This window comes from Cupriavidus sp. 01L46 (genome assembly GCF_056399905.1).
The window spans coordinates 1-15,521 of record NZ_JBFTSF010000032.1; the positions used below are offsets into that span (position 1 = coordinate 1).

Sequence of the window (15,521 nt, forward strand, 5' to 3'; positions counted from 1 at the left end):
TCCCCACACTGGCTAGCCTTGCCTCGAAGGGCCCAGCTCATCACGGGCAGGCAGTTGAGCGCGACAAGGATCAATGACACAGGAGATTCTGATTTCTCTCGGTACTCGCCAGCCCCCCCAGCACCGGGATTGGAAGGGCGAGAGTGCAGCCGGGAGTCAACTATTCGGGAGAACAAGATGAATATCAAGAGAAACCGCGCACTATCTTCGTCGAGACAGTACATGTCATCGAGGGTCTACATCAAACTCTGGGAGAGTTTGGTCGATACCAGGCGGGTGCCGTTCCCATGCAATACCGGATCGGCTGTGAGGAGGTTTGCATGATCCCCCTGATCACGCTACAGCCACCTTACCCGTTGGATGCATTCCATCTCGTGATCAAGCAAGCGGCGGAAGAAGTCGTGAAGCATGTTCTAGCCCCCGATGCTATGGTCGGAATGGAATTCTTGAGCAATATGTCGGCTTCGGCGCAAGGGCTGTACGACGTGCGCTTGCCGACCGGACAGATTCGCCCGCTTTCCCTGAATCTGCTGACGGTTGCAGACTCGGGCGAACGCAAGACGGGTGTGCACAATCTGGTATGGCTGCGCAGATTTCCCTGCTGGTCATCGACGAAGCGCACTGCATTTCGGATTGGGGGCATGATTTCCGTCCTCACTACCGACTGCTGGAACGCATCGTCAAGACACTGCCGCCCAATCTTCGACTTCTCGCCACCACGGCGACGGCGAACAACAGGGTGATGGAAGACCTCGCTGCGGTGCTCGGGCCCAAGCTAGATGTGTCCCGGGGTGATCTCAATCGCACCTCACTTACTTTGCAGACCATCCGTCTGCCCAGCCAAGCCGAACGCCTTGCATGGTTGGCGGAGCGACTCGCCACGCTGCAGGGCCACGGCATCATCTACACGCTGACGGTGCGTGACGCCAATCAAGTGGCGGAATGGCTGAAGACCCAAGGCTTCTCCGTAGAGGCCTACACCGGCGAAACCGGTGATCGTCGAGAGCAACTGGAACAAGCTCTGCTCAACAATGAGGTCAAGGCGTTGGTTGCCACGACTGCCTTAGGCATGGGCTACGACAAGCCTGACCTGGCATTTGTCATTCATTACCAGATGCCGGGTTCGGTGGTTGCCTACTATCAGCAGGTTGGCCGCGCAGGACGCGCGCTGGACTCCGCCTACGGTGTGCTGCTCAGCGGCCGGGAAGAGTCGGACATCACTGACTGGTTTATCCGGAGTGCTTTCCCAACCCGACAGGAAGTCGCCGAGGTCCTGGGGGCGCTTGAAGAAGCTCCTAACGGATTGTCCGTCCCCGAATTACTGAGTAGAGTCAACCTGAGCAAGGGGCGTGTCGACAAGACGATTGCGCTTCTCTCCCTCGAAGCACCAGCGCCCATCGCCAAGCAAGGTAGCAAATGGCAGCTTACGGCAGCAACGCTGAGCGAAAGCTTTTGGGATCGAGCGGAACGGCTCACTGCGCTACGGCGAGAGGAACACCAGCAGATGCAGGACTACGTCAGCCTGCCGTTTGGTGAGCACATGGGCTTTCTGATCGGCGCGCTCGACGGCGATCCAAGCGTTGTCACAAAACCTGCCTTACAGCCGCTGCCTACAACCGTGGACGCCGAGCTGGTCAAAGCGGCCGTCGCATTTCTTCGTCGAACCAGCTTGCCCATCGAGCCGCGCAAGAAATGGCCAATAGGCGGGATGCCTCAGTTCGGCATAGACAGCAATACGAACAGTGATTTTCAAGCGCAGCCCGGTAAAGCACTATGCGTCTGGGGAGATGCCGGTTGGGGCGGCTTGGTTCGCCAGGGCAAATACCATGATAGTCATTTTTCCGACGACCTTGTTGCTGCATGCGTGAAGATGATCCATGAGTGGAGTCCGCAACCGACGCCGACTTGGGTGACCTGCGTTCCTTCGCTTCGGCATCCCGATTTGGTACCGAATTTTGCGCAACGCTTGGCTGCTGCGTTGGGTCTGGCGTTTCATATGGTCATCGCGAAAACAGACGCAAGACCCGAACAGAAAACGATGGCAAACAGTACACAACAGGCGCGCAACATTGATGGCTCGCTCGCATTTAGTGGCCAGCGCATCCCGCCCGGCCCTGTCCTCCTGGTTGATGACATGGTCGATTCGCGCTGGACGCTGACGGTGTCTGCGTGGCTCCTTCGCAAGAACGGTAGTGGCGCAGTTTGGCCGATGGCCCTCTCCCAGACGGGGCACGACGAATGACGCCAGTCCTTTCACCCAACACCCAGGCGATCTTGCTGCTGACGGCGCCGCTCATTGCCGGACGTGGCACTGCGTCACCCGATCTGCTTTCGCCCGGCGAATACAAACGCCTTGCCCGTCATTTGCGCGAGGTCCAACGTCAGCCAGCCGATCTCATCTCGCCGGACGCGGCTGACATCCTGCGTGCGTGCCAGCCGGTGATTGACGAGAGCCGCTTGCAGCGACTGCTGGGGCGCGGGTTCCTGTTGAGCCAAGTCATCGAGCGATGGCAAGCGCGTGCCATTTGGGTGGCCAGCCGGGCCGATGCCGAGTACCCCCGGCGCTTGAAAGCGCGACTGCGCGAAGACGCACMTGCCGTCATTTATGGCTGTGGCGACATGAGTCTGCTGGATTCTGGTGGACTTGCCGTCGTCGGGTCGCGTCATGTGGACGACTCCCTCATCGACTACACGATGGTAGTTGGCCGGCTCGCCGCTCGGGCAGGGAGAACGCTTGTCTCAGGCGGCGCCAAAGGTATCGATCAGGCCGCCATGCGTGGCGCCTTGGAGGCTGGTGGCAAAGTCTGTGGCGTTCTGGCAGACAGTCTGGAAAAGACCACCATGAACCGCGAGCACCGCAACCTGCTGCTCGATGGCCAACTGGTGCTGATTTCGCCCTACGACCCGAGTGCCGGGTTCAACGTCGGTAATGCTATGCAACGGAACAAGCTGATTTACGCATTGGCCGATGCCTCCCTCGTGGTGAGTTCCGACCTCAACAAGGGTGGTACTTGGGCGGGCGCCGTCGAGCAGCTCGACAAACTCAAGTTCGTCCCCGTCTTCGTTCGAACGACCGGCGAATCTTCTGCCGGACTGGATGGTTTGCGAAGGAAAGGTGCGCTTCCCTGGCCGAACCCGACAGACGTGGATTCGTTCGATGCGGTGTTCAACATGGCGATGCCGACGGCCTCCTCACAGATTGGTATTTCGCTGTTTTCGAACGACGGGCCATCGCCAGCTGACGCCATGCCCACGTCGCCCGTGCCACTCGACACCGCTCCAGTGCCCCAGCTCGGCAGCGAGTCATCGGCACCTGCCGACCTTGTTCCAGATGCGCAACCACCAGTTGCGGCATTTGAAGAGCAGCCGTCAGTCACGTCGGAGGCCGTAGTACCGATAGGCGAGGCCAAGGAATCTCCGCAGCCGGAATCGACCCCGGCGGAAGTGCTCTTCGCAGCAGTACGCACCGCGATTCAGCGGCTATTGAATGCGCCGATGAAAGACGCCGAAGTGGCCGCCGCGCTGGACGTCTCAAGCGCGCAGGCCAAGGCATGGTTGCAGCGCCTGATCGATGAAGGTGTAGTGGAAAAGCAGAAGAAGCCAGCGGGCTACGTCGTCAAGCAAAACCGGCTGTTCGAGTAACCGATGAAGACCAAACGAGAACACAAGCCGCAGTGCGCCGGCATCGATATAGAAGGGCAATGCTTTTGAGCGACCAACAAATCACCCTCAGCCAACTCGAAGGCCATCTCTGGGAATCCGCGAACATCCTGCGCGGCCCGGTGGATGCGGCTGACTTCAAGACCTACATCTTCCCGCTGCTGTTCTTCAAGCGCATCTGCGACGTATGGGACGAGGAATACCAGGAGATCGTCGACGAGACCGGCGATGAGCAACTGGCCTGGTTCCCAGAGTCGCACCGCTTCCAGATCCCAGAAGACTGCCACTGGAACGACGTCCGCACCAAGGCGAGCAATGTCGGTGCCGCGCTGCAGCATGCGATGCGCGGGATCGAAAAGGCCAACCCGGAAACGCTGTATGGCGTGTTCGGCGACGCGCAGTGGTCGAACAAGGAGCGCCTCTCGGATGCCCTGCTCAAGGACCTGATCGAGCATTTCTCCAAACTGCCGTTTGGCAACAAGAATGTCAACTCTGACCTGCTCGGCGACGCCTATGAATACCTGATCAAGAAGTTCGCCGACGCTACTAACAAGAAAGCCGGCGAGTTCTACACCCCGCGCAGCGTGGTGCGGATGATGATCGACATGCTCGACCCGAAGGAAGCCGAGACCATCTATGACCCGGCCTGCGGTACCGGCGGCATGTTGCTGGCTGCCGTGCAGCACGTCAAAGAGCTGCACGGCGACGTCAAGCGTCTGTGGGGCAAGCTGTACGGGCAGGAAAAGAACCTCACCACCTCATCTATCGCGCGGATGAACCTGTTCCTCCACGGCATCGAGGACTTTCAGGTGGTGCGCGGCGACACGCTGCGCGACCCGGCGTTCTTCGAAGGCGACCGGCTGGCCAGCTTCGACTGCGTGATCGCCAATCCGCCCTTCTCACTGGAAAAGTGGGGCGAGGACCTGTGGCTGAACGATCCCTTCGGCCGCAACTTTGCCGGTCTGCCGCCATCTTCGAGCGGTGACTTCGCTTGGGTGCAGCACATGGTCAAGTCGACGGCTGACGTGACCGGCCGAATGGCTGTGGTGCTACCCCAGGGCGCACTATTCCGCAAGGGCGTGGAAGGCAGTATCCGCCAGAAGCTGCTGGAAATGGATCTGGTCGAGGCCGTGATCGGGCTCGCCCCCAATTTGTTTTACGGCACCGGGCTCGCCGCGTGCATCCTAGTCCTGCGCAAGCGCAAGCTGGCCAAGCACAAGAAGAAGGTGCTGATTGTCGATGCCTCGCGCCTGTTCCGCCGGGGCCGCGCGCAAAACTATCTGGAGCCCGAGCACGCTGCCGACATCCTCGGCTGGTATCGCGACTTCACCGATGTGCAGGACGCGGTCCGGGTGGTCAGTCTCGACGAGATCAAGGCCGAGGACTGGACGCTGAACATCTCGCGCTACGTCCTGCCGCCGCTGCAAGAGGATATCCCACTGCTGCCGGACGCCATCGCGGCGTTCAAGGATGCGCTCACCCGCTGCCGCGAGGCCGAAGAACGGCTCGCGCAGGTCATGACTGAAGGGGGATGGCTGAAATGAGTCACCCAAGCAAACGCATCAGCCAACAAGAACTTGAAAGCTACCTCTGGGGCGCCGCCGTGCTGCTGCGCGGCCTCATCGACGCGGGCGACTACAAGCAGTTCATCTTTCCGCTGCTGTTCTACAAGCGCGTGTCGGATGTATGGGAAGAGGAATACCAGGCGGCGCTGGCTAACTCCAATGGCGACCTTTCCTATGCCCAGTTCGCTGAGAACCACCGCTTCCAGATCCCCCAAGGCGCTCACTGGAACGATATACGCCAGGCACCCAAGAACGTCGGCGCTGCCATCCAGAAGGCCATGCACGCCATCGAGACCGCTAACCCGGATCTGCTCGAAGGCACCCGCGAGCGAACTCAGAGTTTCCTGAAACTGGAACACCAGCAGCGCATCCTGGCCGCCTACAAGACATTTGCGGATGTGCCYGGTTTCGCCAAGGTCGCCACCTTGACTGAAATCGGTGTGACCGCTGGCAATCTGTCGATCCCGCTGTACGTTAAGCAGGCGAAAGTAGCTACTATCATGGACAGCAATGGTCATCCGAAAACTATGGCCAGAGCCTTGGAGATGTGGACGAGTGAACGGCATGCGTTGTGGTCGCAAATCACTACCTTCCTCGAAACGTTGGACGGGCTCACCTCCGAGGAATCCGTTGATGGTTGAGAAGCTGACCGTTAGTCCCATTTGGTTCAAGGTGCGCGTAGGCGATATGGTTGAGCGGCACCAAGAGCAAATTGCAAACACAGGGCTACTTAATTTTGAGCACTATGTTGGCGTAGACCATCTCGATAGCGGGGACATCTTCTTGCGAAGATCGAATCCGATGAGCGACGGCTGTCTTCCGCCGACATTTCGCTATGCATTTCGAGAAGGAATGTTCCTATTCCCCACACGCAGGCCAAAACTTAACAAGTATGCAGTCGCACCCTTTGACGGAATTACTGGCGAAAAAATACTAGTCCTAAAGCCTAAGGCTTCGTCAGATGCCGACCCAATGTTTCTACGCTACCTGCTGAATGCAGCGGTCGTGAGATCCTGGGTAGTCGAGAAAGCTATTGGATCGATAACACCGCATTTCAGGTGGCGAGATCTTGCTGACCTGGAGATCTGGCTTCCGCCTCTGGAGCAACAGATTGCGATCGCGAAGCGCTTGACCGTCGCTTACGAGGCACGGGAGGCTCTGCTTGATGCGCAGGCCTGTCTGTTAGTAACTCGCGACTCCTCGATCAAGAATTTGATTTATGAAAGTGGTTTCAAGACCGTAGAACTAGATGCATTAGCGGAGATCAATCCGACAATCAAAAATGTCACCGAAGACGACCCTTTCATCGCCATGGAGGATGTAGAACCGTGGACGCGTGACATATCTCGAGATCGACTCACACCAAAAGGAAGCCGTKGTGGAGTGCGCGCCAAAGGTGGCGATGTTCTTATGGCACGAATAACACCTTGCCTAGAGAACGGTAAGATTGCCCTCGTACCGGATTCGATCGAAAAGTGCGGGGCATCAACGGAGTTCATCGTACTTCGGGCCGGCAAAAGCCTGTCGAAAGAATTTCTCTATCTACTCGTTACTTCCAAGCAGTTTCATCGTGCTGCCATCGGGCTGCTAACCGGGTCTACTGGCCGCCTTCGAGTTGGGGCGACGGACCTAAAGCGAATACGAGTACCCAATCTGGATGCAGATGCGCAAGCAAGAGTAGTTGCGGTAGCGCGCGAGATTGATTCTGCGGCTGAACAGTTGAAGCGACGCATCTCGATCGTTGATGCACTGATCTCAACTGTTCTCGAAGAAGGCATCGCGAAGCCATGAAATCATTCAATGAATCGAACACTGTCGAAGCTTACGTCCGCGATCTGCTCGCCGGCGCCGGCAAGGCGGAACAGGCAAACACCATTCAAGAACCGCAAGCCAGCTACGGTCCCAGCCCCAAGGGCATCGGCTGGCGCTACTCGGCACCGGCTGACGTACCGCGCCAGATTCAGGAAGTGCTGGTCGAGCCCTGGCTGCGCGATGCGTTGTTCCGTCTGAACCCGGAGATCGCCGCCCAGCCTGACCGGGCCGACGAAGTGCTCTACAAGCTGCGCGCCATCGTGCTGTCGGTGCGCTCGGATGGCCTGATCCGCGCCAACGAGGAAATGACAGCCTGGATGCGCGGCGAGCGCTCCATGCCCTTCGGCCAGAACAACGAGCATGTGCCGGTGCGGCTGATCGACTTGGACGACCTGGCGCAGAACCAGTACATCGTTACCCAGCAGTTCATCTACCGCGCCGGTCCCACTGAGCGTCGCGCCGATCTGGTGCTGTTGGTCAACGGCCTACCATTAGTGCTGATCGAGGCCAAGACGCCAGTCAAGAAGTGCATCAGCTGGGTCGATGGCGCGGTACAGGTGTACGACGACTATGAGAAATTCGTGCCGGAGTTGTTCGTCTGCAACGTGTTCTCGGTGGCCACCGAGGGCAAGGCCTACCACTACGGGTCCATCGGGCTGCCGGTCAAGGGTTGGGGACCGTGGCATCTGGACGGCGCAGGCAATGACGGCCAGCATCATCCACTGAAGTCACTCAAACTGTCGGCCGAGAGCATGCTGCGGCCGCATGTGGTGCTGGACATCCTGGGCAGCTTCACCCTGTTTGCTACGGACAAGAAGAAACGCCGCATCAAGATCATTTGCCGCTATCAGCAATACGAGGCGGCCAACAAGCTGGTGGAGCGCGTGCTGGCGGGCTACCCCAAGAAGGGACTGATCTGGCACTTCCAGGGTTCTGGCAAGTCGCTGCTGATGGTGTTTGCCGCGCAGAAGCTGCGGATGCACGCCGGGCTGAAGAACCCCACCGTGCTGATCGTGGTGGACCGGATCGACCTCGATACGCAGATCACGGGCACTTTCACCGGCGCGGACATCCCCAATCTGGAAAAGGCCGACACCCGCGAGAAGCTGCTGCAACTGCTGGCTCAGGACGTGCGCAAGATCATCATCACCACGATCTTCAAGTTCGGCGAAACCACCGGCAGCCTGAACGACCGCAGCAACATCATTGCGCTGGTGGACGAAGCCCACCGCACGCAGGAAGGCGACTTAGGCCGCAAGATGCGCGAAGCCCTGCCCAATGCTTTTCTGTTTGGGTTAACCGGCACGCCGATCAACCGCGCCGACCGCAACACTTTCTACGCCTTTGGTGCCGATGAGGACGAAAAAGGCTACATGAGCCGCTACGGCTTCGAGGAATCGATCCGCGACGGCGCCACACTGAAACTGCACTTCGAGCCGCGCCTCATCGATCTGCACATCGACAAATCCGCCCTCGATGCCGCCTACAAGGATTTGACCGGCGGCCTGTCGGACCTAGACAAGGACAACCTCGCCAAGACCGCCGCCAAGATGGCCGTGCTGGTCAAGACGCCAGAGCGCATCCGCAAGGTGTGCGAAGACATCGTCGAGCATTTCCAGACCAAGGTTGAACCCAACGGATTCAAGGGCCAGATCGTAACCTTCGATCGTGAGTCGTGCCTGCTGTTCAAGGCGGAGTTGGATAAGCTGCTGCCGCCCGAGGCCACGGACATCGTGATGTCGGTGCAGGCGTCCGACAAGAAGGAGCATCCGGAGTATGCGCCCTATGATCGTTCGCGCGATGAAGAGGAGCGGCTGCTCGACCGCTTTCGCGACCCGGCCGATCCGCTGAAGCTGATCATCGTCACCGCCAAGCTGCTCACCGGCTTCGACGCGCCGATCCTGCAGGCTATGTACTTGGACAAACCGCTGCGTGACCACACGCTGCTGCAGGCGATCTGCCGGGTGAACCGGACGTACTCGGAGCAGAAGACCCACGGACTGATCGTGGACTACCTCGGTATCTTCGATGACGTGGCGGCTGCGCTGGAGTTCGACGACCAGAGCGTCAAGCAGGTGGTTAGCAACATCCAGGAGCTGAAGGACAAACTGCCCGAGGCGATGCAGAAATGCCTAGCGTTCTTTGCAGGCTGTGACCGCACCTTACAAGGCTATGAGGGCCTGATCGCCGCGCAGCAATGCCTGCCCAACAACGAGGTTCGGGACAACTTTGCCGCCGAATTCAGCGTACTCAACAAGATCTGGGAGGCGCTGTCGCCCGATACGGTGCTGGGCCCGTTTGAGAAGGACTACAAGTGGTTGTCGCAGGTATACCAGTCGGTGCAGCCATCCAGCGGCCACGGCAAGCTGATTTGGCATTCGCTTGGCGCCAAAACCATTGAGCTGATCCATCAGAACGTGCATGTGGATGCGGTGCGCGATGACCTCGACACCCTGGTGCTAGACGCCGACTTGCTGGAAGCGGTGCTCTCGAACCCTGATCCGAAGAAGGCCAAAGAGATCGAAATCAAACTGAACCGGCGCCTGCGCAAGCACGCGGGCATCCCCAAGTTCAAACAGCTTTCCGAACGCCTGGATGCGTTGAAGGATCGTTTCGAGTCCGGACAAATCAACAGCGTGGAGTTCCTGAAGCAGTTGCTTGAGATCGCCAAGGAAACCCTGCAGGCCGAGAGGGAAGTCCCGCCAGAAGAGGATGAGGATCGCGGCAAGGCGGCTCTGACTGAGCTGTTCAACGAGGCCAAGACGGCCGAGACGCCGATCATGGTCGAACGCGTGGTAGCGGACATCGACGAAATCGTGCGCCTGGTGCGTTTTCCCGGCTGGCAGGGAACGCAAGCTGGCGAGCGCGAGGTGAAGAAAGCACTGCGCAAAGCCCTCTTCAAGTACAAGCTGCACGCGGATGAGGAACTGTTCGAGAAAGCGTACAGCTACATCCGACAATACTACTGATAGGTGAGGATGGACGACAGGCGTATTGCGTTTGAGCAGTGAGGTTTCCGCTCACTCCCGTTCAGAGACCCGATTATCTGCGGCGATTGCGTCCATGGTCGATACGAGGCTGGAGAGGGCGTCCCCGTGGTGGCGCTTGAGGTGAGCGTGAACCGCCTCATTTCGTAGTAAGCGTGTCATGAAGCTCTTGGCTACTACAAGGGTCAACATTGTGTCCCCGATCTCGTCCTCGACGGCTTGGCAGTCTTGGCGAAGCCGTTCCATCTCCTTCTCCATACGCGCCAGGTCCTCAGGCAAGATCTCGTCCCTTTTCTTCTTCGCCCCGTCGACCAGAGCTTCAGGACGAGTTGTGACCAGAATCATATCCGCATACGGAGCTGAGAACTTATTAGCCGCAACCATCATTTCGGCGGCCTCGATTTGCCGAAAGGGCTTCATCTTCTTCAAGACGCGAAACACCTTGGGGGCAGCCTGTCGGTCCTTCAATAGTGCGGCCGCTTCCGGAGCGACTCCGTCTAGCAGCCTCGCACGATCACGAATGCTACGCACGTCCATAGACAAGACTTCCGCAATACGTTTTTCCGATGCGCCCTTCGTAAGGGTTGCACGAATCATCCGGTGCTCCTGGACGGCTGATAGGCGATTGACGTGACGATTGAAGGTAAAGCTCTCGTCATCGCTTGAGACCATGCAAGGAGCAGTCGGACGGCGGAGCTGCTTCAAAGCCTCAAGCCGTAGCCTACCGTCGAGCAGGTCATAGTCGCCCGGCCTCTCAGTCGAACGAAAGACTGCAAGTGGTTCGATGACACCCAGTTCGGCAATGGAGCCGAGAATGGTCTTGAACTTCGGGGTGGCGAGAACGCCCTTCGGCAGCGCCGCCCCGGGGATAACGTGCTCGACCGGGATTTCGACGATTTTCTGCTCGAACGCATGCTTGATATGGCTCATGGCAACAACTCCTGGGGAAGACGCAAAGCAACCGCTTCGGGAATATCCTTGATGTTCTCCGCTCGCAAAAGCGTTCGAAAATGCTCATCGGACAGAAATTTCTTTATGGCTGAGATAATTAACAGCAGACGCTGCTCCTGAATGGTGGCGTTTTGCACGGTCATCTTCTGGCGTCGGACTTCGTTCTGGTAAGTGCGTAGAAGCTTCTGGGGCGTAGGTTTCTCACGAGAAGTCGGGCTAGGATGGACCTTTTTGCCGGAAGCTTCGCGCTTACTCAGAATTCGGCGCACTCGTAGAAGCTGCTCGCCTTTAAGAGTTCCCGACTCATACGCCGCCACCATCGCGGCTTGAACTTCATCGCTGGAAGCACGAGCGACTTCGATGGCGAGCCACAGCGGCATCACTCGCTTCTCCACCGCTTGGATGAGTCGCTGCTCGCCTTTGTTGAGCAATTGCAGAATTCCGTTGACGTAGGAAGAATCGAGGCTGGTCTTCTTCGCAATGTCCTCGGTCGAGTAGCCTTTTTCCCGTAAAACTTGCAGGCCAGACATCAGCTCGACAGTCGAGTGTCTACGCCGCGCAATATTCTCCGCCAGTGTGATGAGGTAGCGGTCCAGCTCGTCAGCCTCCACCACCGAGCAAGGGATCATTGTCTCTCCCAACATCTTCAAAGCCTCGAGGCGGCCTTGTCCGCAAAGGACCTCGTGCCATTCACCGTCGCCGTCGCGACCTCCCAAAGCGACAGTGATCGGGCGTTTTAAGCCAACGGAGGCAATGTTCTCGACCAACTGCGAGAAGAAGTATCGGTTGCGCGTTCTTGGGTTGAGCACTCGTAGGCGATCGACTGGGATCAACGTGATCTGGTCGCTGCGCACGAGCGTCGAGACGAACTTTTCTACTCTGTCATTCATAAGCGACTCCCTTCAGCGGAATGCGGCGCGCGAGACGGCAGAGCATCGACAGATCGTCGTAGCGGTAGCCTTCCAGCCCAAAGTCATTGTGGTCGCCAAGGCGGATCAGGTCCGCACGCATGTCAATCGAAGGCAACAGGTAATAGTCGCGGATGGTTCGCGCGTCGAGCTCCATCCGGACTGCGACCGTAATGTCAGGCCGAAGTGCGTTATCGAAACGGATGAGCCACCGATTGGTCCCTGCGTCGGTCGGTCGGCATCGCGAGAGCGTGAGGGAGACTCGGAACTCGTCGTTGACGCTCAGAAGGCCGGTGATAGGCTCCTTTTCCACCCGCGCGCCAGTTTCCGTCATGGCACGCTCGGCGTCGGCAACAACCTCAGGGTGCAACTCGCGCAGCCGCTTGTTTATCTCCACGTAGCGGTAGTCGCGCTCTGGCGAGTATCCAATTAGGCTATATGTCCGAAGCAAACTGCCGAAGCGGTTCGTGTAGGCACTGCTGGATGGGCAGAAAGGCGCCTCGTCAATGACGATGCCGGAGAGGTAGCCTTGCCGCGAGAGCAGCTGACACAACGCATCGAGCATCTCGGCGTCGCTCATTCGGTAAGACCGAGCGAGGATGATTTGCCGTGCAGCCTCGAACATCATTCGATCGACGATTGGTTCAAAGGCGTCGTCTCTTCTGATCCATGMGGCGGGCGGGTTGCACACGCGCTCTTGTTTTAGCGTGAACGACGTCCGATTCCACACGTTATGGCCAGCGTATTTTTCATTGATGAGGATTTGGTGGACCGTCCCTCGAGTCCACGGTGTTCCGCGGTCGGTGGCGAGCCCACTCTTGTTGAGCGTGACCGCGATCTCTGATTCCGACCGCCCCTCTTCGACGAACTCCCGGTAGATGCCGCGCACCGTCATCAGCTCTTCGGCCGGTCCAGGGGCGAGAATCACCCTATCGGTTTGAATGGACTTGTGTTCGCCGCGTCGTAACTCCCCCTTGACGACACCGGTGTGATCGACGAGTACGCGCCGTAAGCCAAATCCTGCCGGACCACCCTGCCGAAAGCCGTGGCGGATAAGGCGGCATTGACCAGCGTGGACTTTGACGCTCAGCTCGCGGCTGTATTCGCCGGCCATTGTTCTTTTGACGCTTTTTATGATGCTTGAGACCGGGCTACCATCGTTCTCGAACTGCTCGGCGCAGTAGAGCACCCGGACGCCCGCCTGCTTACAGCGAACTTCGTAGCTTGCGCTCTCGTCGGGGTCTTGAAAGCGCCCCCAGCGGCTCACGTCATAAACCAGGATAGCTGAGAAGTCCGCGTAGCCAGATTCAACGTCTCGCAGCAGCGCTTTAAGCGAATCGCGGCCATCAAGGCGCAGTCCGCTCTTTCCTTCGTCCGCGTAGACGCGGACGATTTCGAGTCCACGAGAGTCAGCGAACGCCTGGATGATGTCTAATTGGTTTTCCGTCGAATATTGTTGATGCTCTGTCGACATGCGCACGTACGCCGCAGCTCGACCGTCGCGACCTGCGCCCTGCGTATCCTCCCTGCGCGATAATCGGTCCACCCTACCTCCTGCCACTGGCGACGCAAGCGGACGGCCGAAAGGCCTCACCGAAAGGCTATAGACGGAGTACCGCGTCCTTGGCGCCTGCCTTCAAGGATCATAGTTTTGGAGACGCGAAAAATGTTGCCGAAAGCCCGCAAGACGTTGCGTGAGGGACTGGGAATCAGTGAGGAATATCCCGCCGTAATCGCCATGGCCCTAGCGAAGGAGCTGGGTCGGTCCCGGCACGCGGTCAAGAAACTGACGCGATGGACAGGCGCGAGCGAGCGAACGGTCCAAAACTGGCTGGCTGGCGTGCGCGGCCCGAGCGGGCCGCACCTGGTCGCACTGGCCAAGCACTCGGTGGCTGTTCATTGGGCCTACCTCTCAATGTCCGAGCGAATTGACGAGCCTGCACCGAACGTGAGCGCGTCAGTCGATCTGATCAAAGAGGCGCTCCATCTCCTGACGGCGGGTCCAAGATAGCGCTCTAACGCGTGCGGCAAGGCCATTACATTTCTGAGGAAGTCATTTGTTGTCGTTACTGCTTCAGTGTTGCCCCGTGTTCTCAGTGTGGTTGGCTGGGGCGGGCTGAAAATCAATGCCCGCCTGGTCCAGCAGCCAAGTTTCAATCTTGTCGTGCCACATACGCAACATGTCGAGCGGCCGGCGTCTAGTGTTTCTCAGCCAACGCTGACGGCTTGAGCCCCTGAATCTGTGCCACAGCGCCAATTGGAACCTCGCGCCATTCAGCTAGCGTGCCGAAGGATCGGCGCAGGCCGTGCAGCGTTACATGAGGCTGCTTTGCGACTTCGATCGATTGGTTGTGCCATATAGCGCGGAGCTAGGCTGTCAGGCGAATTTCGCGGGCGGTTTCGATCTTGTCTGCGATGTGGAGACTGCGCCACAAAAAATCGACATCTTCCCAACGCAGAGTATCGAGCTCCTCCCGGCGACACCGGTGATGAGCAAGCCTTGCAAGTACGTCGACTTCACTGGGTTATGTAGGGCGCGGACCGCGGAAACCACGCGGCGAGCTGCTCCCGCTGCAAGCTGCCGCCTTGTTTAGTGTTGGTGCCCGGCAACGTCCCTAGTGACTTTGGGGACGTGCAGCAAGCCAACGTCAGACGGCAATTGCAGCCCCCAAAAGCTGGGGGCACTTCTGGGGGCATCTTTGCTGGATTGATGTATAAATTCCTTTTTTATAAAGGACTTATGTGCATAGTTTTATAGTCCTTCGGCCACCAGATTCGCAGTACAAGACAGCGCACTACGTTTAACAACGTAGTGCGCTTTTTGTTTTGGCGTACGGCGTTCCCTGATGCGCATGCCGACGCGACGGCGGGCATGACGGCATGACGGTGCAATGCGCACGTCGTTCTCACGGCTCACTGCGGTTACTCGCGGCGCGTCTTCTGCGAAACCGGGACCACCGACGGATTTGCGGCCGTGGGTGCCGGTGCGGACGGCGCTGGGGACGGCCTGATCTGCAGGGCAGGCGAGTGCGGCAACCGCACGGGGGCGATGCCCTCGGATCCGAGCTGCGCTTGGCCGTTGTCATAGCCGGTGGAGACAGCTTCGAGGTAACCCCGCGCAAACGTCTGCTCGGGCGTGACCAATGACTGGGCCGGTGCGGCGGGCTGGGCATGGGCGATGCTGTTCGCGCACAGCGCGAGCACGCGAATCAGCAGGACCCCTCGGCGCAGCGCTCGCATCGCTGCCTGCATGCGCGAACAAGGCCGGCTCTCTCGTGGTGCATGGCGGTTGATCTTCATGACGGTTCTCCAAAGGAGCGATAGCTCCAGGTGGGAAGGTGGGGACGTGGAAGGAAACGAGCATCGGCGCCGCGCTCTGAACCCTTAACCGCATGGACCATGCCATCCGCCTGGCGGCACTATTAGCGGATGCGTCGCCACTTTTCCGGGTAAACCTGTTGGAGAACGACAGACACGCAGGCTGGCCGCGGTTGGTCGGGCCGCAACATGCGATCGATGAAGGCTAGGGGAATGCCCGGCCCGGTTGTGGATAACTACGCAAAACCCTGGGGATAAGCAGGCAGGAAAGCTGTGTCCCGGCTGGGGGTGGGTTGTGGGGCGTATACGAACAACTTTCG

The 15,521-nt window shown here is 58.8% G+C and carries 11 protein-coding genes and 2 pseudogenes; 8 read left to right on the forward strand and 5 right to left on the reverse strand.

Features of this window, described 5'->3' with window-relative positions; all coding sequences use genetic code 11:
- Positions 1-455: 455 nt before the first annotated feature.
- From AC1DS3_RS08240 to AC1DS3_RS08270, 7 genes and pseudogenes are all read left to right on the forward strand, one after another.
- A pseudogene (locus AC1DS3_RS08240) lies at positions 456-521 on the forward strand (hypothetical protein); the annotation flags it as partial.
- Between the two features lie 59 nt (positions 522-580).
- Positions 581-2,242, forward strand: coding sequence for a helicase-related protein (locus AC1DS3_RS08245; RefSeq protein ID WP_477126989.1), 1,662 nt, complete (start codon positions 581-583; stop codon positions 2,240-2,242).
- Positions 2,239-3,642: a DNA-processing protein DprA gene (locus AC1DS3_RS08250; protein WP_477126990.1), complete on the forward strand. Its 1,404-nt coding sequence runs from the start codon at positions 2,239-2,241 to the stop codon at positions 3,640-3,642. The genes AC1DS3_RS08245 and AC1DS3_RS08250 overlap by 4 nt, the downstream gene beginning before the upstream one ends.
- 59 nt (positions 3,643-3,701) lie before the next feature.
- Positions 3,702-5,204 (forward strand): type I restriction-modification system subunit M, encoded by a 1,503-nt coding sequence (locus tag AC1DS3_RS08255; protein WP_477126991.1) that lies wholly within the window; start codon positions 3,702-3,704, stop codon positions 5,202-5,204.
- Positions 5,201-5,866 carry a type I restriction-modification system subunit M N-terminal domain-containing protein gene (locus AC1DS3_RS08260; protein ID WP_477126992.1) on the forward strand — a complete coding sequence of 222 codons (666 nt, stop codon included), beginning with the start codon at positions 5,201-5,203 and terminating at the stop codon, positions 5,864-5,866. The genes AC1DS3_RS08255 and AC1DS3_RS08260 overlap by 4 nt, the downstream gene beginning before the upstream one ends.
- On the forward strand, positions 5,859-7,016 hold the full coding sequence (locus AC1DS3_RS08265; RefSeq protein WP_477126993.1) for a restriction endonuclease subunit S: 1,158 nt from the start codon (positions 5,859-5,861) through the stop codon (positions 7,014-7,016). Before AC1DS3_RS08260 ends, AC1DS3_RS08265 begins: the two co-directional genes overlap by 8 nt.
- Positions 7,013-10,006: a type I restriction endonuclease subunit R gene (locus AC1DS3_RS08270; RefSeq protein WP_477126994.1), complete on the forward strand. Its 2,994-nt coding sequence runs from the start codon at positions 7,013-7,015 to the stop codon at positions 10,004-10,006. Before AC1DS3_RS08265 ends, AC1DS3_RS08270 begins: the two co-directional genes overlap by 4 nt.
- Before the next feature lie 51 nt (positions 10,007-10,057).
- Here the strand turns inward: AC1DS3_RS08270 and AC1DS3_RS08275 are convergent, their stop codons facing one another.
- From AC1DS3_RS08275 to AC1DS3_RS08285, 3 genes are read right to left on the reverse strand one after another with little or no spacing between them, the layout of a single operon-like run.
- On the reverse strand, positions 10,058-10,954 hold the full coding sequence (locus AC1DS3_RS08275) for a ParB/RepB/Spo0J family partition protein (RefSeq protein WP_477126995.1): 897 nt from the start codon (positions 10,952-10,954) through the stop codon (positions 10,058-10,060).
- A complete protein-coding gene (locus AC1DS3_RS08280; RefSeq protein WP_477126996.1) occupies positions 10,951-11,865 on the reverse strand; it encodes a ParB/RepB/Spo0J family partition protein in 915 nt (304 codons plus the stop codon). The genes AC1DS3_RS08275 and AC1DS3_RS08280 overlap by 4 nt, the downstream gene beginning before the upstream one ends.
- Entirely contained in the window at positions 11,858-13,357 is a 1,500-nt protein-coding gene (locus AC1DS3_RS08285) for a recombinase family protein (protein WP_477126997.1), read from the reverse strand. Before AC1DS3_RS08285 ends, AC1DS3_RS08280 begins: the two co-directional genes overlap by 8 nt.
- 192 nt (positions 13,358-13,549) lie before the next feature.
- Between AC1DS3_RS08285 and AC1DS3_RS08290 the strand changes: the two genes are divergently transcribed.
- Positions 13,550-13,894 carry a hypothetical protein gene (locus AC1DS3_RS08290; protein WP_477126998.1) on the forward strand — a complete coding sequence of 115 codons (345 nt, stop codon included), beginning with the start codon at positions 13,550-13,552 and terminating at the stop codon, positions 13,892-13,894.
- Positions 13,895-13,957: 63 nt separating this feature from the next.
- On the opposite strand, the pseudogene AC1DS3_RS08295 reads toward AC1DS3_RS08290, so the two are convergent.
- Together AC1DS3_RS08295 and AC1DS3_RS08300 are read right to left on the reverse strand one after the other, a co-directional pair.
- Positions 13,958-14,496 (reverse strand): annotated as a pseudogene (locus tag AC1DS3_RS08295) (site-specific integrase); the annotation flags it as partial.
- A gap of 309 nt (positions 14,497-14,805) precedes the next feature.
- Positions 14,806-15,183 carry a hypothetical protein gene (locus AC1DS3_RS08300; RefSeq protein ID WP_441637466.1) on the reverse strand — a complete coding sequence of 126 codons (378 nt, stop codon included), beginning with the start codon at positions 15,181-15,183 and terminating at the stop codon, positions 14,806-14,808.
- Positions 15,184-15,521: the final 338 nt, after the last annotated feature.

Bases quoted from the DNA above. Each gene is read 5' to 3' on its own strand.
- AC1DS3_RS08290 (WP_477126998.1), top strand. From the start codon at position 13,550: ATGTTGCCGAAAGCCCGCAAGACGTTGCGTGAGGGACTGGGAATCAGT.
- AC1DS3_RS08255 (WP_477126991.1), top strand. From the start codon at position 3,702: ATGCTTTTGAGCGACCAACAAATCACCCTCAGCCAACTCGAAGGCCAT.
- AC1DS3_RS08245 (WP_477126989.1), top strand. From the start codon at position 581: ATGGCTGCGCAGATTTCCCTGCTGGTCATCGACGAAGCGCACTGCATT.
- AC1DS3_RS08280 (WP_477126996.1), bottom strand. From the start codon at position 11,865: ATGAATGACAGAGTAGAAAAGTTCGTCTCGACGCTCGTGCGCAGCGAC.
- AC1DS3_RS08275 (WP_477126995.1), bottom strand. From the start codon at position 10,954: ATGAGCCATATCAAGCATGCGTTCGAGCAGAAAATCGTCGAAATCCCG.
- AC1DS3_RS08300 (WP_441637466.1), bottom strand. From the start codon at position 15,183: ATGAAGATCAACCGCCATGCACCACGAGAGAGCCGGCCTTGTTCGCGC.
- AC1DS3_RS08270 (WP_477126994.1), top strand. From the start codon at position 7,013: ATGAAATCATTCAATGAATCGAACACTGTCGAAGCTTACGTCCGCGAT.